The 21,552-nt window shown below is 72.1% G+C and carries 23 protein-coding genes and 1 tRNA gene; 8 read left to right on the forward strand and 16 right to left on the reverse strand.

Features of this window, described 5'->3' with window-relative positions:
- Positions 1-253 precede the first annotated feature (253 nt).
- The 3 genes from ACFQRI_RS23630 (at position 254) to ACFQRI_RS23640 (ending at position 1,826) form a co-directional block, all read left to right on the forward strand.
- Entirely contained in the window at positions 254-769 is a 516-nt protein-coding gene (locus ACFQRI_RS23630; protein ID WP_380672163.1) for a TIGR02611 family protein, read from the forward strand.
- A 60-nt stretch (positions 770-829) separates the two neighbouring features.
- Positions 830-901, forward strand: a tRNA-Val gene (locus tag ACFQRI_RS23635).
- Between the two features lie 262 nt (positions 902-1,163).
- The gene (locus tag ACFQRI_RS23640; protein WP_380672324.1) at positions 1,164-1,826 is read left to right on the forward strand and encodes a YdcF family protein; all 663 of its coding nucleotides are present in this window, start codon (positions 1,164-1,166) and stop codon (positions 1,824-1,826) included.
- Between the two features lie 9 nt (positions 1,827-1,835).
- On the opposite strand, the gene ACFQRI_RS23645 is transcribed toward ACFQRI_RS23640, so the two are convergent.
- Positions 1,836-2,216, reverse strand: coding sequence for a VOC family protein (locus tag ACFQRI_RS23645; protein ID WP_380672165.1), 381 nt, complete (start codon positions 2,214-2,216; stop codon positions 1,836-1,838).
- A 65-nt stretch (positions 2,217-2,281) separates the two neighbouring features.
- Between ACFQRI_RS23645 and ACFQRI_RS23650 the strand changes: the two genes are divergently transcribed.
- Positions 2,282-2,914: a class I SAM-dependent methyltransferase gene (locus ACFQRI_RS23650; RefSeq protein WP_380672167.1), complete on the forward strand. Its 633-nt coding sequence runs from the start codon at positions 2,282-2,284 to the stop codon at positions 2,912-2,914.
- A 26-nt stretch (positions 2,915-2,940) separates the two neighbouring features.
- Here the strand turns inward: ACFQRI_RS23650 and pip are convergent, their stop codons facing one another.
- The 7 genes from pip to ACFQRI_RS23685 all read right to left on the reverse strand — a co-directional run bounded on the left by pip (position 2,941) and on the right by ACFQRI_RS23685 (position 9,465).
- Entirely contained in the window at positions 2,941-3,894 is a 954-nt protein-coding gene (pip, locus tag ACFQRI_RS23655; RefSeq protein ID WP_380672169.1) for a prolyl aminopeptidase, read from the reverse strand.
- A 28-nt stretch (positions 3,895-3,922) separates the two neighbouring features.
- Positions 3,923-4,291, reverse strand: coding sequence for a DUF742 domain-containing protein (locus ACFQRI_RS23660; protein ID WP_380672171.1), 369 nt, complete (start codon positions 4,289-4,291; stop codon positions 3,923-3,925).
- A gap of 4 nt (positions 4,292-4,295) precedes the next feature.
- Entirely contained in the window at positions 4,296-4,721 is a 426-nt protein-coding gene (locus ACFQRI_RS23665) for a roadblock/LC7 domain-containing protein (RefSeq protein WP_380672173.1), read from the reverse strand.
- Positions 4,718-6,934 (reverse strand): sensor histidine kinase, encoded by a 2,217-nt coding sequence (locus ACFQRI_RS23670; RefSeq protein ID WP_380672175.1) that lies wholly within the window; start codon positions 6,932-6,934, stop codon positions 4,718-4,720. The genes ACFQRI_RS23665 and ACFQRI_RS23670 overlap by 4 nt, the downstream gene beginning before the upstream one ends.
- A gap of 337 nt (positions 6,935-7,271) precedes the next feature.
- Complete coding sequence (locus tag ACFQRI_RS23675; protein ID WP_380672177.1) at positions 7,272-7,970, reverse strand: ESX secretion-associated protein EspG; 699 nt, start codon at positions 7,968-7,970, stop codon at positions 7,272-7,274.
- Positions 7,971-8,044: 74 nt separating this feature from the next.
- The gene (locus tag ACFQRI_RS23680) at positions 8,045-8,428 is read right to left on the reverse strand and encodes a phage holin family protein (protein ID WP_380672179.1); all 384 of its coding nucleotides are present in this window, start codon (positions 8,426-8,428) and stop codon (positions 8,045-8,047) included.
- A gap of 71 nt (positions 8,429-8,499) precedes the next feature.
- On the reverse strand, positions 8,500-9,465 hold the full coding sequence (locus ACFQRI_RS23685) for a Ppx/GppA phosphatase family protein (RefSeq protein ID WP_380672181.1): 966 nt from the start codon (positions 9,463-9,465) through the stop codon (positions 8,500-8,502).
- 215 nt (positions 9,466-9,680) lie between these two features.
- Here ACFQRI_RS23685 and ACFQRI_RS23690 point away from each other — a divergent pair, with 215 nt between their 5' ends.
- On the forward strand, positions 9,681-10,727 hold the full coding sequence (locus ACFQRI_RS23690) for an LLM class F420-dependent oxidoreductase (RefSeq protein WP_380672183.1): 1,047 nt from the start codon (positions 9,681-9,683) through the stop codon (positions 10,725-10,727).
- Positions 10,728-10,826: 99 nt separating this feature from the next.
- On the opposite strand, the gene ACFQRI_RS23695 is transcribed toward ACFQRI_RS23690, so the two are convergent.
- Positions 10,827-12,116 carry an MFS transporter gene (locus ACFQRI_RS23695; protein WP_380672185.1) on the reverse strand — a complete coding sequence of 430 codons (1,290 nt, stop codon included), beginning with the start codon at positions 12,114-12,116 and terminating at the stop codon, positions 10,827-10,829.
- Positions 12,117-12,269: 153 nt separating this feature from the next.
- Positions 12,270-13,226, reverse strand: coding sequence for a D-2-hydroxyacid dehydrogenase family protein (locus ACFQRI_RS23700; protein WP_380672186.1), 957 nt, complete (start codon positions 13,224-13,226; stop codon positions 12,270-12,272).
- Positions 13,227-13,318: 92 nt separating this feature from the next.
- Between ACFQRI_RS23700 and ACFQRI_RS23705 the strand changes: the two genes are divergently transcribed.
- Positions 13,319-14,098, forward strand: coding sequence for a cupin domain-containing protein (locus ACFQRI_RS23705; protein ID WP_380672188.1), 780 nt, complete (start codon positions 13,319-13,321; stop codon positions 14,096-14,098).
- Here ACFQRI_RS23705 and ACFQRI_RS23710 read toward each other — a convergent pair.
- The gene (locus tag ACFQRI_RS23710; RefSeq protein WP_380672190.1) at positions 14,046-14,381 is read right to left on the reverse strand and encodes a hypothetical protein; all 336 of its coding nucleotides are present in this window, start codon (positions 14,379-14,381) and stop codon (positions 14,046-14,048) included. The genes ACFQRI_RS23705 and ACFQRI_RS23710 overlap by 53 nt on opposite strands.
- 383 nt (positions 14,382-14,764) lie before the next feature.
- Between ACFQRI_RS23710 and ACFQRI_RS23715 the strand changes: the two genes are divergently transcribed.
- Entirely contained in the window at positions 14,765-15,148 is a 384-nt protein-coding gene (locus tag ACFQRI_RS23715; protein ID WP_380672192.1) for a hypothetical protein, read from the forward strand.
- Between the two features lie 64 nt (positions 15,149-15,212).
- Here ACFQRI_RS23715 and ACFQRI_RS23720 read toward each other — a convergent pair whose 3' ends face one another.
- Positions 15,213-15,485: a UBP-type zinc finger domain-containing protein gene (locus ACFQRI_RS23720; RefSeq protein ID WP_380672194.1), complete on the reverse strand. Its 273-nt coding sequence runs from the start codon at positions 15,483-15,485 to the stop codon at positions 15,213-15,215.
- 115 nt (positions 15,486-15,600) lie between these two features.
- On the opposite strand from ACFQRI_RS23720, the gene ACFQRI_RS23725 reads away from it, so the two are divergent.
- Positions 15,601-17,166: a Na+/H+ antiporter gene (locus tag ACFQRI_RS23725; protein WP_380672196.1), complete on the forward strand. Its 1,566-nt coding sequence runs from the start codon at positions 15,601-15,603 to the stop codon at positions 17,164-17,166.
- Positions 17,167-17,179: 13 nt separating this feature from the next.
- Here the strand turns inward: ACFQRI_RS23725 and ACFQRI_RS23730 are convergent, their stop codons facing one another.
- From ACFQRI_RS23730 to ACFQRI_RS23745, 4 genes are all read right to left on the reverse strand, one after another.
- Positions 17,180-17,923 carry an IclR family transcriptional regulator gene (locus ACFQRI_RS23730; RefSeq protein ID WP_380672198.1) on the reverse strand — a complete coding sequence of 248 codons (744 nt, stop codon included), beginning with the start codon at positions 17,921-17,923 and terminating at the stop codon, positions 17,180-17,182.
- A gap of 82 nt (positions 17,924-18,005) precedes the next feature.
- A complete protein-coding gene (locus ACFQRI_RS23735) occupies positions 18,006-18,620 on the reverse strand; it encodes a sarcosine oxidase subunit gamma (protein WP_380672200.1) in 615 nt (204 codons plus the stop codon).
- Positions 18,604-21,276, reverse strand: coding sequence for an FAD-dependent oxidoreductase (locus tag ACFQRI_RS23740; RefSeq protein WP_380672202.1), 2,673 nt, complete (start codon positions 21,274-21,276; stop codon positions 18,604-18,606). The genes ACFQRI_RS23735 and ACFQRI_RS23740 overlap by 17 nt, the downstream gene beginning before the upstream one ends.
- Entirely contained in the window at positions 21,276-21,524 is a 249-nt protein-coding gene (locus tag ACFQRI_RS23745; protein ID WP_380672204.1) for a sarcosine oxidase subunit delta, read from the reverse strand. The genes ACFQRI_RS23740 and ACFQRI_RS23745 overlap by 1 nt, the downstream gene beginning before the upstream one ends.
- Between the last annotated feature and the right edge of the window lie 28 nt (positions 21,525-21,552).

The following is a 21,552-nucleotide window of genomic DNA, read 5'->3' on the forward strand; positions in this document are numbered from 1 at the left end:
AGGATCGAAGTCCGTCGGCGAGCCGCGCGCCCGCGCCCCACCCTAAAGCCCGCGATGATCCCCGTCACAATTCAGACACGCCGCGAGGCGTGCAGCACCCGAGTGCTCGCTTGACAGACAACCGCTGTTCACCGGCCTCGGGCACACTGGCGGGCCGCCACGCTGCCGCGGACCCCCGGCCGCGGGCGGTGCGCGTCCGTATCCTGAGCCGCACAACGACCGACCCGAGGCCGCGACCGAACAGGTGCTCCCTGTGAACGACCACGCCGAACCGGGATCCCGTCACGCCGGTGCGGACCCGGTCAACGAACAGCCAGCAGCCGAGACGAGCAGCCGGCGCCAGCACCCCGAGCGGCGGCTGCACTCGCTCCGCGGCCGCCTGCACCACCACCGCGAGCGGGTGCGCCGCAAGCCCGCCATGAACCTCACGTACCGGATCGTGCTCGGCACGGTCGGCGGCCTGGTCCTGCTCGCCGGGATTCTGATGATCCCCTACCCCGGCCCGGGCTGGCTCGTGGTCTTCGCCGGCCTCGGCATCCTCGCCACCGAGTTCGCGTGGGCGCACCGGGTCAACATGTTCGCCAAGCGGCACTACCACCGCTGGACCCGCTGGCTCGGCCGCCAGCACGTGGGCACCAAGCTCGCGATCATGACCGCCACCGGCGTGATCGTGCTGGTCACGCTGTGGATGCTCGGCATGTTCAGCACCATCGGCGGCTGGCTCGGCCTGCGGTGGAGCTGGTTGGCCTCCCCCCTGTTCGGCCCCTGAATTCGATCGTGTAAAGTTCTCCACGTCAGCGCGAGAGAGCGGGACGGAACAAGAGAACAAGGGCGATTAGCTCAGCGGGAGAGCGCTTCGTTCACACCGAAGAGGTCACTGGTTCGATCCCAGTATCGCCCACACGAGGAAGATGCCCCCTGACCTGCACGGACAGGGGGCATCTTCGCTTTCTCGGATTCCCTCGAACCCCGTTCCGGGTCGGTGCGCCTAAAGTGGTGCCTAAACGCTCACCGACGAGTCCTTCTCTTGCTGCTCTGCCCGCAACAGATTGAGGTTCCCCCGTAGTAGGTGGGAAATGCTCGCAGGAGGGCGCTGCGCGCGAACGTTCGAACGGGAGTGGTCCCGGGATTGGTAGCGTGCTCGGCCGAACCGTCCGGGGGTGGTGAGCGCAGTGGGGATTCCGGAGGGGATTCGGCGGGACGTCGAGGTCCTGTGGGATTTCCACGATCTGGGGCACGAGCTCCGGCCTTGCGACGTGGGGGTCGGGCTCGGCAGCCACGACCCCGGGGTGGCCGATCACGTCGCGGAACTGCAGCTGCGGGGTTGGTTCCCCCGGATCGTGTTCACCGGTGCGAACGCGCCCACGACCGCGGAGCGCTTTCCCCGGGGCGAGGCCGTGCACTACCGCGAGCGGGCCGTGGAGCTCGGCGTGCCGGAGGCCGCGATCCTCGTCGAGCCGCGGGCCACCAACACCTCCGAGAACATCGAGTTCACCCGCGACCTGCTGTCCCGGGAAGGCGTCGAGGTCCGGTCCCTGCTGCTGGTGTCCCGCCCGTACCAGCAGCGGCGGGCCTTCGCCACGGCCAGGAAGGTCTGGCCCGAGGTGGAGATCGTGTGCAGCGCGCAGCGACTCGCGCTGGACGACTACGTGCGCTCGATCGGCGATGCCGATCGCGTCGTCGACATGCTCGTCGGCGACACCCAGCGGGTGTCGATCTACGCCGACCGCGGCTTCGCCGTCCCCCAAGACGTTCCCGAGCACGTCGTCGCGGCGTACCAACGGCTCGTCGACGCCGGATACACCTCGCGCCTGATCTCCGGTTGAACCGCCGGCTCACGTGCCGCGGGTGACTTCCTCGACCGGTCGGGAGAGCAAGCAGAACTCGTTGCCCTCCGGGTCGGCCAGCACCACCCAGCTCACCTCCGGGCCCTGGCCGACGTCCACCCGCCGAGCGCCCAACGACTCCAGGCGCGCCAGCTCGGCCTCCGTCGACACGCCCTCGGCGCGCAGGTCCAGGTGCAGGCGGTTCTTGATCGTCTTGGCCTCCGGGACGGCCGCGATGTCGATGCGGGGCCAGGAGCCGTCCTGCGGGCCGATGCCGATGAGGTCGGCCTCGCGCTCCACGACCTGCCAGCCCAGCACCGCGCACCAGAACTCCGCCACGAGCTCCGGATCCACCGCGTCGATGACCACCACCACGAGTCGGCTCACCACGCGCACGAGTATCACACGTCGCAGCGCCGGTTGGTCCTGCGCCGAATCCGCAGCACGATGGGGAGATGACCGACCTCGGCGGCCAGCAGCGCGAGCACTGGGAGGGGGTCCACCGCGCCCGTCCCGCGATGTACGGCTGGGAACCTTCGAGCGCCGCGGTGCACGCGGCCCGCGTCTTCGCCGCGGCCGGGGCGCAGGTGGTCCTGGAGCTCGGGGCCGGGCACGGTCGCGATGCCGCGCACTTCGCCCGGCGGGGGTTCCGGGTGCTCGCCGGGGACTTCAGCGCCGAGGGGCTCGTCCAGCTGCGCGCGCGGGTTCCCGGCGTGGGCGCGTTCGTCCACGACGCGCGCGATCCGCTGCCGCTGGCCACCGCCGGGGTCGATGCCGCGTTCGCCCACATGCTGCTGTGCATGGCGCTGTCCACCGACGAGATCCGGCGACTGGTGGGCGAGGTGGCGCGGGTGCTGCGCCCCGGCGGAACCTTCGTCTACACCGCGCGGCACACCGGCGACGCGCACCACGGCACCGGGATCGCGCACGGCGACGACATCTACGAGCAGGACGGGTTCGCCGTGCACTTCTTCCCGCGCGCCCTCGTCGACGGCCTCGCCGAGGGGTGGGTGCTGGCCGAGGTGCACCCGTTCGAGGAAGGCGAGCTCCCGCGCCGCCTGTGGCGGGTCACCCAAGTCCTGCGCTGAAACCGCCCCCCTCCTCCGGGGGAGCATCAGCGGTAGGCGTCGGTGGCCTCCAGCAGGGCGGTGCGGATGCCCGGTTCGTCGTAGGCGTGGCCCGCGTCCGGGATGATGCGCAGCTCGGCCTCCGGCCACGCGCCGGCGAGGTCCCAGGCGGTGGCCGCGGGGGTGATCACGTCGTAGCGGCCCTGCACGATGGTTCCCGGGATGCCGCGCAGCCGGTGCGCGTTGTCGATGAGCTGACCTTCGGCCAGCCAGCCGCGGTGGTGGAAGTAGTGCACCTCGATGCCGGCGAAGGCCTTGGCGAACGCGGGATCGCTGAAGGACTCCACCAGCTCGGGACGCGGCAGCAGGCCGATCAGGCTCGCCTCCCAGCGGCTCCAGGCGATCGCGGCGTTCTCCCGGACCTGCTCGGCCGGATCGCGCAGCAGCCGGTGGTAGGCGGCGACGAGGTCCTGGCGCTCGTCCTCCGGGACCGGGGCGAGCAGCTCCGCCCAGCGCTCCGGGAAGAGGTTCGCCGCGCCCCCGCCGTAGTACCAGTCCAATTCGGACTTCCGCATGGTGAAGATCCCGCGCAGCACCAGCTCGGTGACCCGCTGCGGGTGCGTCTGGGCGTAGGCCAGCGCCAGCGTGCTGCCCCAGGAACCGCCGAAGACCTGCCAGCGGTCGATGCCCAGGTGCTCGCGCAACCGCTCCAGATCGGCCACCAGGTGCCAGGTGGTGTTGGTGCTCAGGTCGGCGCCCGCCGCACCCGCGTCGGGCGTGCTGCGCCCGCAACCCCGCTGGTCGAGCAGCACGATCCGGTAGGCCTCGGGGTCGAACAACCGGCGGTGGTCCGGCGAGCTGCCGCCACCCGGCCCGCCGTGCAGGAACACCGCGGGCTTGCCGCCGGGGTTGCCGCACTCCTCCCAGTGCACCAGGTGGCCGTCGCCCACGTCGAGGTGGCCGGACGCGTTCGGCTCCAGCTCCGGGTACAGCTCGCGCATCGCACTCCTCCGATCGTCGCCGACGATCCTAGAGCCTGCGCATCCCGTCGAGCACCGCTTCGAGCAGTTGCCGGTTGGGCCGCCCCCTGGCCCGGGTCTTCGCGTCGGTGGTGAGCATTCCCTGGTCGATGAGGTCGCTGACCAGGACCTTGACCACCACCATCGGTGTGTCCAAGTAGGACGCGACCTCGGCGATGGACAGCGGGCGCGCGCACAGCCGCAGGATCTCGTCGTGCTCGACCGGGAGGTTCCTGGGATCACCGCGGCGGACGGTGAGCAGCTGGGTCACCACGTCGAGCTCGGGACGAGCCGGGCGGGTGCGGCCCCGCGTCATCGCGTAGGGCCGCACCAGCGGTCCGGAGTCGTCGTCGAGCCAGAGCTGATCATCGCTGGGCATGAGATCAGCGCTGGTGCAGCTGCGCCACCGGATCCTGCCTCGGGGCCGAGCTGAGGTAGTTGCCCACGCGCACGACCATCAGGTTCATCTCGTAGGCGATCAGTCCGACGTCGGCGTTCTCGTCGCCCAGCACGGCCATGCAGGCGCCCTCACCGGCCGCGGTGACGAACAAGAAGGCGCTCTCCAGCTCGATGACGGTCTGGCGCACCGCGCCGCCGCCGAAGTGCTTGCCGGTCTGCTTGGCCAGGCTCTGCATGGCCGAGGCCATCGCGCACAGGTGGTCGGCGTCTGCGGCGGACAAGCCCTCGGACTTGGCCAGCAGCAGCCCGTCGCCGGAGAGCACCACGCCGTCGCGCGCACCCACCACCCGATGGACCAGGTCGTCCAACAACCAGTTGAGGTCGTCGTCGGAGCCGATCTGTTCGCTCATTTGCTGCGCTGCTCCTCGCTTCGTCGGGGGTGGTCGGCCGCGGCGGCATCCCGGCGCGCTTCGACCGTGCCCTTCTGGAACGCGGTCATGTTGCCACGCGTTCGCTCCGGAGTCTGCGGGGCTGTGTCCCCGCTAACCGGAACCTCCTGCGATGTTCGCCCGCCCCCGGGCACGCGGCGCGGAAGTTCGTTCGGATCGTCCGGATCCGCCGACGGGAACTGCGGTTCGGCGACGACCGGAACCGGTCGGGTCACCTCCACCTCGGCGGGCGCGGGCATCCCGGGAACGCTCTCGTCGGCGACGATGTCCGGCGGCAGCAGCACGAACGCGATCGTGCCCTGCTCGTGACCCTTGCGCAGGTCCACCTCGATGCCGCGGCGGGCGGCCAGCCTGGCGACCACGAACAGGCCGAGCCTCGAATCGCCGCGCAGCGTGATGTCCTCGAACTTCGGGGCGCTGGACAGCAGAGCGTTGGCAGCGGCCAGGTCCTCCGGGCGCATGCCCAGGCCCTCGTCGGCGATCTGGACGAGCACGCCGCGCGGGGTGTCGCTGCTGCGCACCTCGACCTGCGAGCGCGGGGTGGAGAACGAGGTGGCGTTGTCCATCAGCTCCGCCAGCAGGTGGATCACGTCGCCGACCGCGGCACCGATCAGCGACACGTCGGGCGTGGGGTGCACGCGGAAGCGGTAGTAGTGCTCGGTTTCGGCCACCGCCGAGCGCACCACGTCGACCAGTCGCACGGGTTTGCGCCACTGCCTGCCGGGCTTCTCGCCGGCCAGGATGATCAGGTTCTCGGCGTTGCGGCGCGCGCGGGTGGCCAGGTGGTCGAGCCGGAACAGCCCGTCGAGGCGCTCCGGGTGCTCCTCGCTGCGCTCCATCTCGTCCAGCACCTTGAGCTGGCGGTGCACCAGGCCCTGGTTGCGGTGCGCGATGCCGAGGAAGACCTTGTTGGCGCCGCTCTTGGCCTGGTTCTGGTTGATCGCCGCGGAGATGGCGGTGTGGTGAGCGGTGTTGAACGCGTCGGCGACCTGCCCGATCTCGTCGGCGCCGTAGTCCAGCGGCGCCAGCTCGGCCTGCGCGTCCACCTCCTCGCCCCGCTCCAGGCGCTCCACGACCCCGGGCAACCGGTGGCTGGCCAGGGCCAGGGTGTCGTCGCGCAGCGACTCCAGGCGGCTGACCAGGTGCTTGTTGACCAGCTGCCGCGCGTTGCGGACCGCCAGCAGGATGCCCAGCAGCATCGCGGCGAGGGCGACCAGGCCGGACACGACGATGCCGGTGAGCCTGCCGTCGGCGTTGTGCACGCCCAGATCCGCGCTCGCGCGCACCTGCGCGAGCGCGATGCCGCTGAGGTCGTCGGCGACCTCGCCGGTGGTCCGCTGCCACTCGCCGCTGTCGACGTCGAAGGAACCGGAGCGCTGCGGCGGGAATTCGACCAGCTGGTCCTCCAGTTCGGACAGCTGCTGCCAGGGGCCTGCGCCGGTCAGCTCCCGACCGAGCTCCTCGGCGCGCCCCTGCGCGGCGGGCAGCTCGGTCTCCAGGGTGTCCCGGTAGGCACCGATCAGGCGGGTGAACTCCAGGTGTTCGTCGCGGGTGAACTCGCCCTCGGCCAGCGCGGCGGCGCCCAGGGCCGCGGCGCCCGACATCTGCTCGGCGGCGCGGAACAGCTCGGTGGCCACGTGCCCGGCGTGCCCGCTGTCGAGGTCGGGCCCGAGGCGGGTCCGGGTCTCGAACAGCTCCATGCCCGAATCCAGCACCCGGCCGTAGTAGTCGAGGGTTTCCGCGCGGTTGGCCTGCCCGGTGTCCACGCGGCGGCGCTGCCTGGGCAGCTGGGTGAGCAGGCTGTCGAGGTCGCGGGCCTCGGCGGCCACCGGGGCCGGGCCGTTCTCGGCCAGTTCGCGCAGGGCTTGGCGCAGACCGGCGATGCGCGGGTCGGCCTCGTCCCGCTCGCGCCGGAGCTCGTCCGCGGCGGCGAGCCCGGACAGCACCTCCACCGAGCGACCTCGCTCGGTGCGCAGCTCGTCCAGCGCGGTCACCGCGGGCACCGCCACGTCGCGCACCTGCGCGGCCGTCGCCCGGGTGTGGATCGCCTGGTAGACCGGCACGGTCGTGAACACCAGCCAGATGGCCAGCAGGATGATCGCGGGCACCAGGCCGACACGAGTCAGGCCCGCCCGGATGGATTGGTGCCCGGTGTCCGGGCTGCTCCGCGTCACAGCGCTCCGCAACTGTCGAACCGCGCCGCGCAAACCCCCCGCGGGGCTTCGCGGCTCAACTCAGCAGGACCTCCGCGACTCGACCTCGGTTGCCGGCGCGGACCGCGACCCGGAAGCGACCGAACGATCGGTGACGACCCTCTGCTCACGCCCGAGTCGATGCCACTGCCACGACGAAAAACGTTCGCCCGACAGGATGAATGAACCCTAGCACAGGGTGATCATGCCCCTTGGAGATCATCACGGGCGTGCGCTGCGGTTCCGGACGAAAACCGTCCACCGCGGCGCAGTTCCCGCGCAGCCGCTGTTCCGGCGCCCCGCCCGTGGGGCGCAGCTCTCAACCGCTGGCGAGGTGCTCCAGGTGCTCCTGCAGCGTCTTGGACAGCAGGTAGGTGTCCGCCGGGGTCACGAGGCTGAACGCGTCGTCCGGCGACTCCGGGATCACCGCCGCCCGACCCGTCGCGGCGTGGTGGACCTCGATCCCCTGCGGCCAGCGGCGCAGCAGCACCCCGTCCGGACGCCAGGCCACCGACAACCGGGCCTGGAAGTCGTCGGCCCGGGTGAGCAGGTCGGCCACCGCGCGGGCGTCGTCCGGCGGCACCGAGCGGCGCCTGAGCTCGTAGGCCAGCCAGTCGGTGTCCCGGTCCCGGGCGTCGGCCTCGGCCCTGGCCTCGGCGAGCTCCGCGGTGGGCACGGTGACCTCGCAGCCCTCGGCCGGTTCGCGCTCCGGCAGGCAGCCGACCAGCGCGGGCCAGGGCGCGTCGGTGCGCATCACGTCGGTCGAGACCTCGTCGCCGCGCACCCGCACCCGGATGCCTCCGCCGTCGCCGATGGCGACCAGCCCGCGCAGCGGCTCGGCCCCCTCGACCGCGGCGAACCCGAGCACCGCCGCGTGCCGCAGGACGCGCAGGACTTCGGTCCAGTCCCCCTCCGGCGGCACGCCCGCCACCGGATCAGCGCCGAGGAACGCGGTGAGCTCCGGCGCCACATCCGCTCCGCCCAGCAGCGCGCGGAACTCGTCCAGGCTGCACCGCATCGCCGACCTCCCCGAAATCCCGAACGAGGATATCCGGTTCGGCCGGCGATGATCAGCCGCGAATCGGGCGGAAGTCAGACCTCTTCCGGTCGGCGACCGCGCTCGACGATGCCTGCCAGCACGCTGCTGACGATCGAGACGATCAGCGCGCCCCAGAACGCCGGCCAGAACCCGTCGACGTGGAAGGGCAGGCCGAGCTCGCCGGCGAGGTAGCTGGTCAGCCAGAACAGCAGACCGTTGACCACCAGGCCGAACAGCCCCAGCGTGAGGATGTAGAGCAGGCAGCCGAGGGTCTTGGCGATCGGCTTGAGCACCAGGTTGACGATGCCGAAGATCACCGAGACCGCCAGCAGCGTGAGCACCTTCGCCGCGGTGTCCTGCCCGGCGAGCGTGATGCCCGGCAGCGCGGTGGTGATCCACACTGCCACCATCGTGATCAGCAGGTGCAGGAAGAGCACCGCGGCACCTCCATCGGCATCCGGTGACGTTCGCCGCCGACGCTACTCCGGTCGTCCGCGCAGGTGCAGGATCAGCTGAACAGATCACCTGCCAGTGCCAGCGCCTCGCGCGGCGTTTCGGTCTCGGCCTCCACGAAGCGGTAGACGAGGCCTTCCCGCAGCCCCCAGGGGCAGATCTCCAGCTCCTCGACGCCCAGCGCCTCCAGCACGCGGTCGGCGGTCATCGCGCCCGCGAGGATCCGGCGACCGCGATTGCGCGAGACGCCGGGGAGCTTGGCGCGCTGCCGCTGGTCGAGCTCGGCCAGCACCGGGATCCACGGGGTCAGCATGCTGCGGCGCAGCCGGTGCGGGTGGCGGGCGGTGCCGCCGGCACCGCTCTCGGCGAGCACCGCGAGTTGCCGCAGCACCTTCGACAGAGCGATCGGGTGGCCCCGCTCGCGCCGGGCGATGCGCTCCAGGGAGCGCGGGATCGTGGCGCGCAGCAGCTCGTCGAGCTCGGCGACCTGCTCCGGCCGCGGCGGGTCGTCAGGCAGGTAGGACCGGGTCAGGCGCGCCGCGCCGAAGGGCAGCGTGACCACCTCGGGCGGCCGCTCGCCGGTTCCGGTGACCACGTCGGTGGTGCCGCCTCCGATGTCCACCGTGGTCAGCGCTCGCCCGCTCCGCCCGCGCCAGCGGCGGGCGGCGTGGTGCGCCACCGCGGCCTCGTCGCTCGGGCTCAGCGCGCGGACTTGCACGCCCGCGGCCGCCCCGAGGCGCTCGCGCAGCTCGGCGGCGTTGGTCGCGTCGCGGACCGCGGCCGTGCCGTAGGCGATCAGGGCGTCCGGAGCGGCTTCCTCGGCGGCGCGCACGCAGTACCGCACCGCGCGCACCGCCTGCTGCGCTCCTTCCTCGGTGACCTCGCCGCTGACCAGGGTGTGCTCGGCCAGCCGGGTGCGCGCCTTGGCGCTCCAGGCCGCGCGGGGCATGCGCGGATCGTCCAGGTCCACGACCTCCAGGCGAGCGGCGGCCGAACCGATGTCGAGCAGACCGAGCTTCATGCCGCCCCCGCGCCGCCCCGGGCGGCGATCTTGGTGACCAGAAGCTGCCTCATGGCTGACCACACAGTCACGGAATCCGGATTAAGTCAAGTTTTCGCGAGATCCAGGTCACAGTCGCGGAGCGAAGTGACCCGCGGGTAACCTCCGAGGCGAACTTCGGCGGTGCTGCCGACTCCCGGCGCACCCTCGCCTCGCGGAAACGGAAGGTAAGGCCGATGCGCATCGGGATGCCGCTGAACTACAGCGGAGGGTTCAAGGAAACCGTCGACGACCTGGCCACCTACGAGAAGGCCGGGCTGGACATCGTCTACGTACCCGAGGCCTACTCCTTCGACGCGGTCAGCCAGATGGGCTTCATCGCGGCCAAGACCGAGCGCCTGGAGATCGCCTCCGGCATCCTGCAGATCTACACCCGCACGCCCACGCTGACCGCGATGACCGCCGCGGGCGTGGACTACGTCTCCGACGGCCGGTTCACGCTGGGCATCGGCGCCTCCGGGCCGCAGGTCATCGAGGGCTTCCACGGCGTGCCCTACCACGCCCCGCTGGGCCGCACCCGCGAGATCGTCGACATCTGCCGCCAGGTGTGGCGCCGGGAGAAGGTGCAGCACAGCGGCAAGCACTACGAGATCCCGCTGCCCGAGGAGCGGGGAACCGGCCTGGGCAAGCCGCTGAAGCTGATCAACCACCCGGTGCGCGAGCGGATCCCGATCATGATCGCCGCGATCGGGCCGAAGAACGTCGAGCTGGTCTCCGAGATCGCCGAGGCCTGGGAACCGATCTTCTTCCTGCCGGAGAAGGCCGGCGACGTGTGGGGCGAGCCGCTGGCCGCGGGCAAGGCCAAGCGCGACCCCTCGCTGCCCGAGCTCGACGTCGTGGCGCAGGCGCCGCTGGCCATCGGCGAGGGCCTGGAGGACCTGGTCGACTTCGTGCGGCCGATGATCGCCCTCTACGTCGGCGGCATGGGCGCCAAGGGCAAGAACTTCTACAACAACCTCGCCCGCCGCTACGGCTACGAGGCCGAGGCCGAGAAGATCCAGGACCTCTACCTGGAGGGCAAGAAGGACGAGGCCGCCGCCGAGGTCCCGCGCGACCTGCTGGAGAAGATGTCGCTCATCGGCCCGGAGGGACACGTCAAGGAGCGCCTCGCGGCGATGAAGGAAGCGGGCGTGACCACCCTCAACGTCACCCCCTTCGCCTCCGACGCCGGAGAGCGAGCCGCCCTCATCGACAAGGTCAAGACCCTCGCCACCGAGGTCTGACCCGCTCGCGACCCCCACCGGGAACCCGGGGGCGAAACTCCCTCGAACTTCGCCCCCGGATCTCCGCGGTTCTTTGAGGTTCAGCTCATCGGGGGTGGGTCAGGCGGTTGCCTTCTCGGCCGGGCTGGCCACTCGGGTCTCCTTGAGGAGGTAGGCCGAGACCAGCGTGCAGGCGGACATGAGGAGCAGGAAGAGCGACACCGACGCCGAGGTCCCGGTCGCCGCCAGGAGCGCGGTCATGATGAAGGGTGTCCCACCGCTGACCAGGATCGCGGCCAGCTGGTAGGCCAGCGAGGCCCCGGAGTAGCGCACCCTGGGCTCGAACAGCTCGCTGAGGTAGGCAGCGATCGGCCCGTAGGTCATGCTCTGGCCCACGCTGCCGATCGCGGTGGCCAGCGCGATCAGCCAGATCGACCCGGTGTCGATCAACCAGAAGAACGGGAACGCCCAGACCGCCAGCAGGCCGGCTCCGCCCAGGATCATCGGTCGCCGGCCGAGGCGGTCGGACAGCAGGCCCGAGTAGAAGATCACCACGATGCCCACCACCGAGGTCAGCAGCGTGACCCCGAGCAGCCACTGCCGCGGCAGGCCGAGCTCGCGGGTGCCGTAGTCCAGCAGCCCCGAGATGCCGATGTAGAAGAACGTGTTGGTGGCGAACAGCAGGCCGGCGCCCAGCAGCACGCTCCGCTTGTGCTCGCGCACGACCTCCAGCAGCGGAGCCTTCACGATCTGCTGCTCCTTCTGCTCCTTGCGCTCCTGCAGCTCCTGGAACACCGGGGTGTCCTCGATGCGGACCTGGATGTAGAGCACCACGGGCGCCAGCACCGCGCTGAACAGGAACGGCAGCCGCCAGCCCCAGGCGAGGAAGGCCTCCTGGCTCATCATGGCGCCGATGCCCAGGAACGCGAGGTTGCCGGAGATCACGCCGAAGGGCACGCCCATCTGCCCGAAGGTGCCCGCCATGCCGCGCTTGCCGCCGGTGGTGCTCTCGGTCAGCAGCAGCACGATGCCGCCCCACTGACCGCCGACCGCGATGCCCTGCAGGAACCGCAGCGTCACCAGCAGCAGCGGAGCCGCGACGCCGATGACGGCCGCACCGGGCAGCACGCCGATCAGGAAGGTCGAGGCGCCCATCAGGATCAGGCAGATCACCACCGCGGGCTTGCGGCCGATCCGGTCGCCCAGGTGCCCGAAGAACAGCCCGCCGATCGGCCGGGCGATGAACCCCGCCCAGAAGGTGGCGAACGAGAGCAGCACGCCGATCAGCGGCGAGGCGTCCGGGAAGAACAGCGAGCCGAACACCAGCGCGGCGGCGGTGGCGTAGATGAAGAAGTCGTACCACTCGATGGAACTGGCGATCAGCGCTGCGGCAAGCAGCTTCCTAGGCACTTTCGGCGGTTGTTCCGCGCTTGCGGTCATCGGAAGGCTCCCTTGACTTCGACGAACTCACGATCACACCGACTAGTCGGTATGACTGTGATGTCAGTCTCGTATCGCGTCAAGGGGGATTTCCCATCCAGCGCGAACCGGACGACCCGCAGGTCAGTTCGCGTTGATCACCCGAATCGGCTCACCGCGCAGGAACGCCGCGATGTTCTCCGCGGTCTCCCGGTAGAACGCCTGGTACGTGCCCTGCACGACGTAGCCGAGGTGCGGGGTGAGCACGGTGCGCGGGGTGTCGCGCCACGGGTCGTCGGCCGGTAGCGGCTCGGTGCCGTAGACGTCGATGCCCGCACCCGCGATGCGTCCCTCGCGCAGCGCGGCCCGCAGCGCGGGCTCGTCCACGATCGGGCCGCGCGAGGTGTTGATCAAGTAGGCGGTGGGCTTCATCAGCGCGAGGTCCTCGGCCGCGACCAGTCCCCTGCTGCGCTTCCCGAGCACCATGTGCACGCTGAGCACGTCGGAGGACTCGAACAGCTCCCGCTTGGACACCCACCGCGCCCCGCCCCCGGCGGCGCGCTCCTGGGTGAGGTTGGGGCTCCAGGCGACCACGTCCATGCCGAACGCCCGGCCGACGCCCGCCATGTGCGAGCCGAGCCTGCCCAGTCCGAGCACGCCCAGCGTCTTGCCCGCGACCTCCGCGCCCACGGTGGTCTGCCACCCTCCCGCGCGGATGGCCCGGTCCTCGGCCGGGATGTTGCGGGCCAGCGCGAACACCAGCCCCCAGGCCAGCTCCACGGTCGCGCCCCATCCCGAGGGCCCGCTCCCGGTGCCGGATACCACGATCCCCAGCTCCCGGGCCGCCGCGGTGTCGATGGCGGCGTTGCGCATGCCGGTGGTCACCAGCAGCTCCAGGTTCGGCAGGCGTTCGAGCACCTCGCGCGGGAAGGCGGTGCGCTCGCGCATCGCCGCGATCACCTCGAAGGGCTCCAGCCTGCGCACCAGCTCGTCGGCGTCGGCTATGTGCTCGGTGAACACCTCGACCTCGGCTGGCAACGAGTCCCAGTCCGCGCACTCCCGCGCGACCTGCTGGTAGTCGTCGAGCACCGCGACCCGCATCGTTGACGAACCCCCTGGAGGACGGGAACCGGGTGGGAGGAATCCTACGCCGGAGATCGCGTTTTCCACCTCCGCCGCGAGAGACTGTCCGGGTGACTGGATCGACCCTGCTGCACCTCCTGCCGCTGAGCACCTTCCACGCCGACAAGCACGCGCCGATCGAGGCCGAGAGCCTGCACAGCCAGGGATTCGTGCACTGCTCCCCGGACGTGCCGACCGCGCTGGCGGTGGCCAACGCGCTGTACTCCGAGGTCACCGACCCGATGGTCGCCGTGGAGCTCAACCCGGAGAAGCTGTCGGCACCGGTTCGCTGGGAGGCCGCCGACCCCGCCCCGCCGCCCGGAGTCGCCAGCGATGTGCTGTTCCCGCACGTCTACGGGCCCATCGAGCGCGAGGCGGTGATCAGCGTCCGCTACGCGCGGCGCGACGTGAAGGGCACCTTCCTGTCGCTGGAGACGCGCAGCCTCACCGCCGAGGAGTTCGACCTGATGCCGCACCCGGAGGGCGGCTGGTACCGGCGGAGCTGGACCAGCCCGCGCCAGGTCGAGCACCCCAACGGCACGCGGCCGACCGCGACCACCATCTACTTCCTGCTGCCGCCCGGGCAGCGCTCGGCCTGGCACCAGGTCGCCTCCGACGAGGTGTGGCTGTGGCACCGCGGCGGACCGCTGACGCTGTGGCTGGGCGGGACCGGCGAGCAGCCGGCCGGTCGGGCCGAGCGGGTCATGCTGGGCGTGGGCGCTGGTCAGTCGCCGCAGGCGGTCGTCCCGGCGGGCACCTGGCAGAGCGCCTCGGCCTCCGCCACGGTGGAAACGCTGGTCACCTGCGTGGTGTCGCCGGGGTTCGACTTCGCCGACTTCCGCGTGCAATAGGCGGGTCGAAGGAGTGCCGCGGCCCCGGGCGGCGCATCGCACCGGGCCCGCCTGCCGAGACCACCGGCCGGGAGCGCCGCATCCCGCCGACCGCGCGCATCGCGGGGATGAAGACCTTGCCGGGGACCGATCGGCGCGCCGCGGCGCGCTGGTCGCGGTGGCGTCCGCGGCGCGGGTCGGGGCCCAGCAGCGCCTGCTCGACCCAGAGCATGACGAACAGGATGCCGAGGATCGTGCCGAGGCCACCGCCCGCAGCCACCGCGAAACCGCTCAACGAGTTCATCACCGGCACCACCCCCGCGACGTCGCAGAGCCACACCCGTCCCCGGTCGGGAGTCGACAGCGCCCCGGGCTACGCACCGCCCGAACGCGCGAAAAGCGCCCGCACCCGCGCTGATCCACTGTGGCCCCTCGTCCTCCACGGTAGGTCCCGGCACCGCCGGACGCCGGGTGCGCCACGACCCCATCGCTCTAACGGGTGAAATCCTCGTTTGCGCTGATCAGGACCCGTGCCCGGGCGATCTCTCGGCCCGGCGGCCAGGCGGCAGCCCGGCTTACCATCGACCGGAGCACCGCGGCGTCGACCTGGGCAACCCGAAACCGAACCGGCGCGTGCGAGCGAAGGAGGGGTCTTCTCGTCGCGGTCGTCGATCGGAGGTGCCGGCCGTGCGCAGCTATGCCGTCCACCTGCTGTTCCACTTCCTGGCCGCGGTCTGCGGAGCCGCGTTCGGCGTGGCCGGGGTGCTGTGGTGGTTCGAGCGGGACGACCACAACGCGCTCTACCTGGCGGTCGGCGCGCTGGTGATGGGCGTGATCGTGCTGCTGATCCAGGCCCTGTACATCGCCGCCGAGCCACCGGAGCGCCGCCCGGCACCGCCGCGCGCGCAGCCGCACCCGCTGTCCCAGCCGCGCGTGGAACCGGTCGCGCGCCGCAACCCGACCCGCCCCGACCTGGAACCGGTCCTGCCACCGGCGGAACCCGAGCAGGTCGATCAGGAGACCAAGACCACCGCGCTGGACGCCCTGGAGGAGCACACCCGTCAGCGCTAGGGCCAGCGGCGGAGCCGCTCCCGCACCGCGCGCAGAACGACCTCGATGTCGCCGGGGACGTTCCCTAGCGACCGAGCTGCTCGTGGGCGTAGCACCACATCCACGACTCGCCGGGTTCGAACGAGCGCACCACCGGATGCCCGGTCCGCTGGTGGTGGGCGCTGGCGTGGCGACGCGGACTGGAATCGCAGCAGCCCACGTGACCGCACTCGGTGCACAGGCGCAGGTGGGCCCAGACCCGCTCGCCCTCGGCCGCGCAGTCCTGGCAGCCCGTCGGGTCGCCCGGGTCGGGGTCGCGGTCTGCCGCAGCGCTCAGGTGCGCGCAGCGCTCGGGCATCGCCGATCCCTCCTCCTGACCGGTCGGGTGGACGTTCCCGCGCGTCATCGGCCGCGGGCCGTCGGCTGTGCACAGAATGTTCCCCCGGAGACGAACGCGCCGCACCGGAGCGAACATGCACGAACTTCCCGCGGTGATCGCCCTGCTGGTCGGTGCGCTGGCGGTCACCGCCCTGGCCCGCAAGGCCGGCGTTTCGGCACCGCTGGCGCTGGTGGTGGTCGGGCTCGGTGTCTCGGCCGTCCCGGGGCTGCCGAGCTACCCGATCGACCCGCAGGTGATCCTGCTGCTGATCCTGCCGCCGCTGCTCTACACGGCTGCGCTGAACAGCTCCTCGATCGGCATCCGGGCGAACCTGCGGCCGATCGGGCTGCTGGCGGTCGGGCTGGTGCTGTTCACCGCGGTCACCGCCGGGCTGACCGCGCGGCTGCTGCTGCCGGAGCTGCCGCTGAGCGTCGCCCTGGTGCTGGGCGCGGTGATCGCGCCGCCGGACGCGGTGGCCGCGACCGCGATCGGGCGCCGCGTCGGCCTGCCGCGCCGGATCATGACGGTGCTCAGCGGGGAGAGCCTGGTCAACGACGCGACCGCGCTGACGGCCTACCGGGTGGCGGTGGCCGCGGCCATCGGCACCGGGAGCTCGCTGCTCGGCGGCGTGGGAACCTTCCTGCTGGCCGCCGTCGGGGGAACCGCCATCGGCTTGGCGATCGGCTGGTCGGTGCACCGGATCCGCGCGCTGCTGCGCGACGACATGCTGGAGAGCGCCGTCGGGCTGATCGTTCCCTTCTTCGCCTATCTGGTCGCCGAGGAGGTGGGGGCCTCCGGTGTGCTGGCGGTGGTGGTCGCCGGGCTCTACCTGGGGCACCGCTCGACCTCGCGCAGCGCGGCGACCCGGCTGCAGGACCGCGCGGTGTGGAGCGCGGCGGACACGCTGCTGGAGGCCGTGGTGTTCGCGCTGATCGGCCTGCAGCTGAGCACGGTGGTCGCGGGCGTGTCGACCGGCTTCGGCCCGCTGCTGCTGGCCGGGGCGCTGCTGACCGCGGCCGTGGTGCTGGCGCGGGTGGTGTGGGTCTTCGGCGCGATGTACCTGCCGGTGAAGCTGCGCGGCGGGCACGCCGACTGGCGGCACTGGGCGGTGGTGTCCTGGGCGGGGATGCGCGGCGTCGTCTCGCTGGCGGCGGCCTCGGCGATCCCGGCGACGACCGGTTCCGGCGAACCGTTCCCGCACCGGGCCGAGGTGCTGTTCCTGACCTTCTTCGTCACCCTGGCGACGCTGCTGCTGCAGGGGACGACGTTGTCGCGGCTGATCCGGCTGCTCGGGGTGCGCGGGGCGGAGGGCTACACCGACGCGCTGGCCGAGGCCGAGGCCCAGCAGGTCGCCGCGCGCGAGGCGCAGCAGCGGCTCGACGAGCTCACCGCGGGCACCGACCGCTACGACGACGTCGCCGCGGTGCTGCGCCAGGCCTCGCAGCAGCGCAGCAACCAGGCGTGGGAACGGCTCGGCCGCTCCGACGCCGAGCTCGGCGAATCGCCGTCGGCGGCCTACCGCAGGCTGCGCGGTGAGATGCTGGCCGCCGAGCGCGCGGTGTTCATCCGATTCCGCGACGACCGCAGGCTCGACGACGAGGTCCTGCGCCGCGTGATGCACCAGCTGGACCTGGAAGAGCTCTGGCTCTCCCGGGACTAGGAGCTGTTCGGACCTACTCGAGGTAGCCGAGCTGGGCCGAGAGCTCCTGGGCCGCTTCGCTCATCCTGCCGACGACCTCGCGCATCCGCTTGCGGGAGAAGCGGTAGGACGGGCCCGAGGCGCTCAGCGCCGCGATGACCATGCCGTCCTGGTCGTGCACCGCGACCGCGGCGGCGTTGAGCCCCAGCTCGAACTCCTCGTAGGAGGTGGCGTAGCCGTCGCGGACGATGAGGTCGAAGTCCTTGCGCAGCTCCCGGGCGCTGGTCACGGTCCGCTCGGTGAACGCCTCCAAGCGCCGCGCCAGCAGCCGGTCGAGGTCGTCCTTGGGCGCGTGGGCGAAGAGCACCTTGCCGCTGGAGGTGGCGTGCAGCGGGGTGCGCTGCCCGACCCAGTTGTGCGCGGTGACCGAGGCGGTCCCGCGCGCCTGGCTGATGTTGATCGCGACGTCGTCGTCGCGGATGGCGATGTTGACCGTCTCGCCCAGTTCCTCGGCCAGCTTGTCGCAGAACGGCGTGCCCAATCGGGAGAGGTCGAGCCGTTCGGTGGCGGCTCCGGCGAGCCGGACCACGCCGAAGCCGATGCAGTACTTGCCGCGCTCCCCGAGCTGTTCGAGCAGTCCTCGCGCTTCCAGGACGCTGACCAACCTGGAGGCCGTGGACTTGTGCACGCCGAGTTCGCCGGCGATTTCGGTGATCCCTACCTCGCCGCTGCGCGCTACCAGCTCCAGGACGGTCACCGCCCGGTCCACGGACTGCACGAGGGCGCCCGGGCTCCGTCCGCGTGATTCATCCGCACCAGTCACCGGTCAACCGTATCCGCTCGGCAAAACCCATCCGCGATCATCCGAACTGTTCCTCATTGTGCAACACATCGGGCCCCGCCGCGAGGTCGTCCGCGGAGGTCGTCCCGGACGGGAACGCGGGGGCGGCCGCTCCGAGGTGGTGGATGGCGTCGAGCAGCGCGGCGGCAAGGTGCTCGGCGAAGGAGTTGCGCACCAGCAGCCGGTAGGTGGGCTCGGCGTCGAGCTGCCAGAGCACGACCTGCGCGCGGGCGATCGAGGTCTGCGCGACCTGCCCCGGGCCGAAGACCCGCGGGTGCAGGTCCAGCGAGCACAGCGCGGCGAGCACCTCGCGGGCGGCCGGACCGCGCAGCCGCAGGGTCGTGCGGGCCGCCGAGACGTCGACGGCGCTGCGGTGTTCGGTGCCTGCGGTGACGCCGATCAGCAGCCACTCGTCCGGCCCGAGCCACAGCGCGGCGCGGTGCTCGTCGCCGGTGACCCGGTTCGGCCCCGGCAGGCGCATCCCACCCGCCTCGGCGGCGTCGGTGCGCAGGTTCTGCTGCGCCAGGAAGGGTTCCTCGACCAGCCGGGCCTGCCCGCGCAGCGCGGCGAGCTCGGCGGCGCGGTGCTCCAGCGGGCTGTGCCGCTGGGCTCGTCGATCAACTCGCACCGTCACGGCGGACTCCTTCCGGGTCGTAGAACACCGGCTCGCCGACGCGCACCGGCACCACCCGCTGCCCCAGCGGTACGTCGAGCACCTGCCCGTGCCGCTCGCGCCCGCGGCTGACCAGCGCCAGGGCGAAGGTGCGGGCGAGGATCGCGCTGCGGTAGCTGGAGGTCACGTGCCCCAGCGGCCGCCGGTCGTCGTCGACCAGGTGCGCGCCTTCGGGCAGGAGCTCGTCGGGGTCCTCGGGCAGCAGGCCGACGAGCTGCTTGCGGTCCGCCCTGGCGGTGTCGGCCCGCTGGAACGAGCGGCGCCCGAGGAAGTCCTTGCGCCGGGAGACCGCCCAGTCCATGCCCAGGTCGAAGGGCGTGACGGTGCCGTCGGTGTCCTGCCCGGCGATCACGAAGCCCTTCTCGGCGCGCAGCACGTGCATGGTCTCGGTGCCGTAGGGCGTGGCGCCGGCGTCCATCACCTCGTCCCACAGCGCCGCGCCGTACCAGGCGGCGACGTTGATCTCGAAGGCCAGCTCGCCGGAGAACGAGATCCGGCAGATCCGCGCGTCGATCCCGTTGCGCAGCACGGTCTCCCGGAGCTGCAGGAAGCCGAATCCCTCGGCCGAGACGTCCAGCCGCGGTGCCAGCCGGGCCACCAGATCGCGCGATCCCGGGCCGGTGACCGCGACCGCCGCCCACTGCTCGGTCACCGAGGTCAGGCGCACGTCCAGGTCGGTCCACTCGGTCTGCAGCCACTCCTCCAGCCAGTCGAGCACCCGGGCGGCGCCGCCGGTGGTGGTCGACACCAGGTAGCGGTCCTCGGCCAGGCGCAGCGCCACGCCGTCGTCGAAGACCATGCCGTCGGTGGTGCACATGATCCCGTAGCGGCCCTTGCCGACGGCGAGCTTGGCGAAACCGCCGGTGTAGACGCGGTTGAGGAACTCCGGCGCGTCCTGGCCGACGACCTCGATGCGGCCCAGCGTGCTGACGTCCTGCGCGGCGACGCCGGTGCGCGCGGCCAGGCACTCGCGGCGCACCGCGGCGGCCATGTCCTCTCCCGCGAGGGGGTAGTGGCGCGGGCGCTTCCACTGCCCGACGTCCTCGAAGACGGCTCCCCTGGCGACGTGCTGGGCGTGCATCGGCGTGGTGCGCACCGGATCGTGCAGCGCGCCGCGCTCGCGCCCGGCCCACAGCGCCACCTGGACCGGGACGTGGGGCGGGCGGAAGGCCGTGGTGCCGACCTCGCCCGGGGTGTTGCCGAGCAGTTCGGCGAGCACGCCGATGGCGTTGACCGAGGAGGCCTTGCCCTGGTCGCTGCCGGTCCCGATGGTGGTGTAGCGCTTGATGTGCTCCACCGAGCGCATCCCCGCCTCGACCGCGCGGCGGATGTCGGCGACGGTGGCGTCGCGCTGCAGGTCGACGAAGTGCTCGCGCCAGTCGCCGTCGTGCACCAGCCACTGCGGCCGGGGCGCTGCGATCGGCTCCGGTGGCAGGTCCGGGGGTTCCGGGGGTTCGGCGGGGAAGCCCGCCTCGCGGGCGGCCTCGGCGCCGGCGGCCAACCCCGCGGCCAGGCAGCCGGGCAGGTCGAAGGTTCCCGCGGCCGCGCCGACGACCTCCGGACCGGTTCCCGGGACCGGCAGGAAAGCCGCTCCGCTCCAGCGGATCTCACCGCCGAAGAGGTGCAGCACCGGGCTCCACCCGCCGCCGACGGCGAGCAGATCGCAGCCGATCTCCTCGCCGGTGGTCAGCCGGACGGATTCCAGGTGCTCACCTCGGGTGGCGGTCACGGCTCCGGGGATCACCCGGGCGCCGAGCTCGCGGGCCCGGTCGGCCAGGTGCCGCGGCGGTTCGTCGCGGGTGTCGACGACCGCGCGCACCGGGCACCCCGCGGCCACGAGGGCTTCCGCGGTCGCGTAGGCGCTGTCCTCGGTGGTGGCCACGACCGCCTCGGTGCCGGGAAGCACGGCGAAGCGGTGCAGGTAGGTGCGCACGGCCGAGGCGAGCATGACGCCGGGCCGGTCGTTGCCGGCGAACACCAGCGGGCGCTCGTGCGCGCCGGTGGCCAGGATCAGCCGCGCGGTGCGCACGTGCCACATCCGGGTGCCCTGGGCGATGAGCAGGTAGCCGTGGTCGTAGTGGCCCACCGCCGTTGCCCGGCGCAGCACGTGCGTCTCCGGGTGCTCGGCGAGCTCGGCCACCGCGGCCGAGATCCACTCCTCGGCGCGGTCACCGCCGAGCTCGTCGCCCTGCTCGACCAGGAGCACCCGCGCACCCCCGCGCCCCGCGGCCAGCGCGGTGGCCACACCGGTCGGCCCGCCGCCGACCACCACGACGTCGAAGTGCGCGTACTTGCGGTCGCAGTCCGGGGGATCGCCCTCGGACAGCCGCCCGACGCCGGCCAGGCTGCGCGCGACGAGGCCGTCATCGAGCTCCAGGGTGGTGGCGGGAACCATCGGGTCACCGCCGACCTGGACGTAGGCGTTCGGCTCGGTGCAGTCGGCGGTGAGCACGCCGCGCGGGCGGTCCCGGTAGATCGAGCGCGCCACCTCCCGCCGCCCGTTGGCCAGCAGCGCCGAGGCGAGCGTGTCGCCGGGGTGCCCGGTGCAGTCGGTGCCGTCGAAGGTGAACCGGACGTGCCGGGTCCGGTCGATCCGCCCGCCGGTGGGCAGTCGCATCAGCGCACCTCCCGCATCTCGTTGGTCACGGTGTCGCGCTCGACGACGAACCACCGGCGGCAACCGGCCGCGTGCACCCAGCGCTCCCGGAACCAGCCGGCCGGGTTGTCCCGCACGAACAGGAACTCGCCCCAGGAGGCGTCGTCGAGCGCGTCCGCATCGACCGGGTGGGTGACGTCGGCCTGCCCGCCGCAGCGGAACTCCCCCTCGTCGCGGTCCCCGCACCAGGGACACCGGATCAGCAGCATCGTCACCTCCCGAGTTCCGGCCCGGACC

The organism is Saccharopolyspora griseoalba, assembly GCF_042665275.1.
In the GTDB taxonomy this organism is placed as follows: domain Bacteria; phylum Actinomycetota; class Actinomycetes; order Mycobacteriales; family Pseudonocardiaceae; genus Saccharopolyspora; species Saccharopolyspora griseoalba.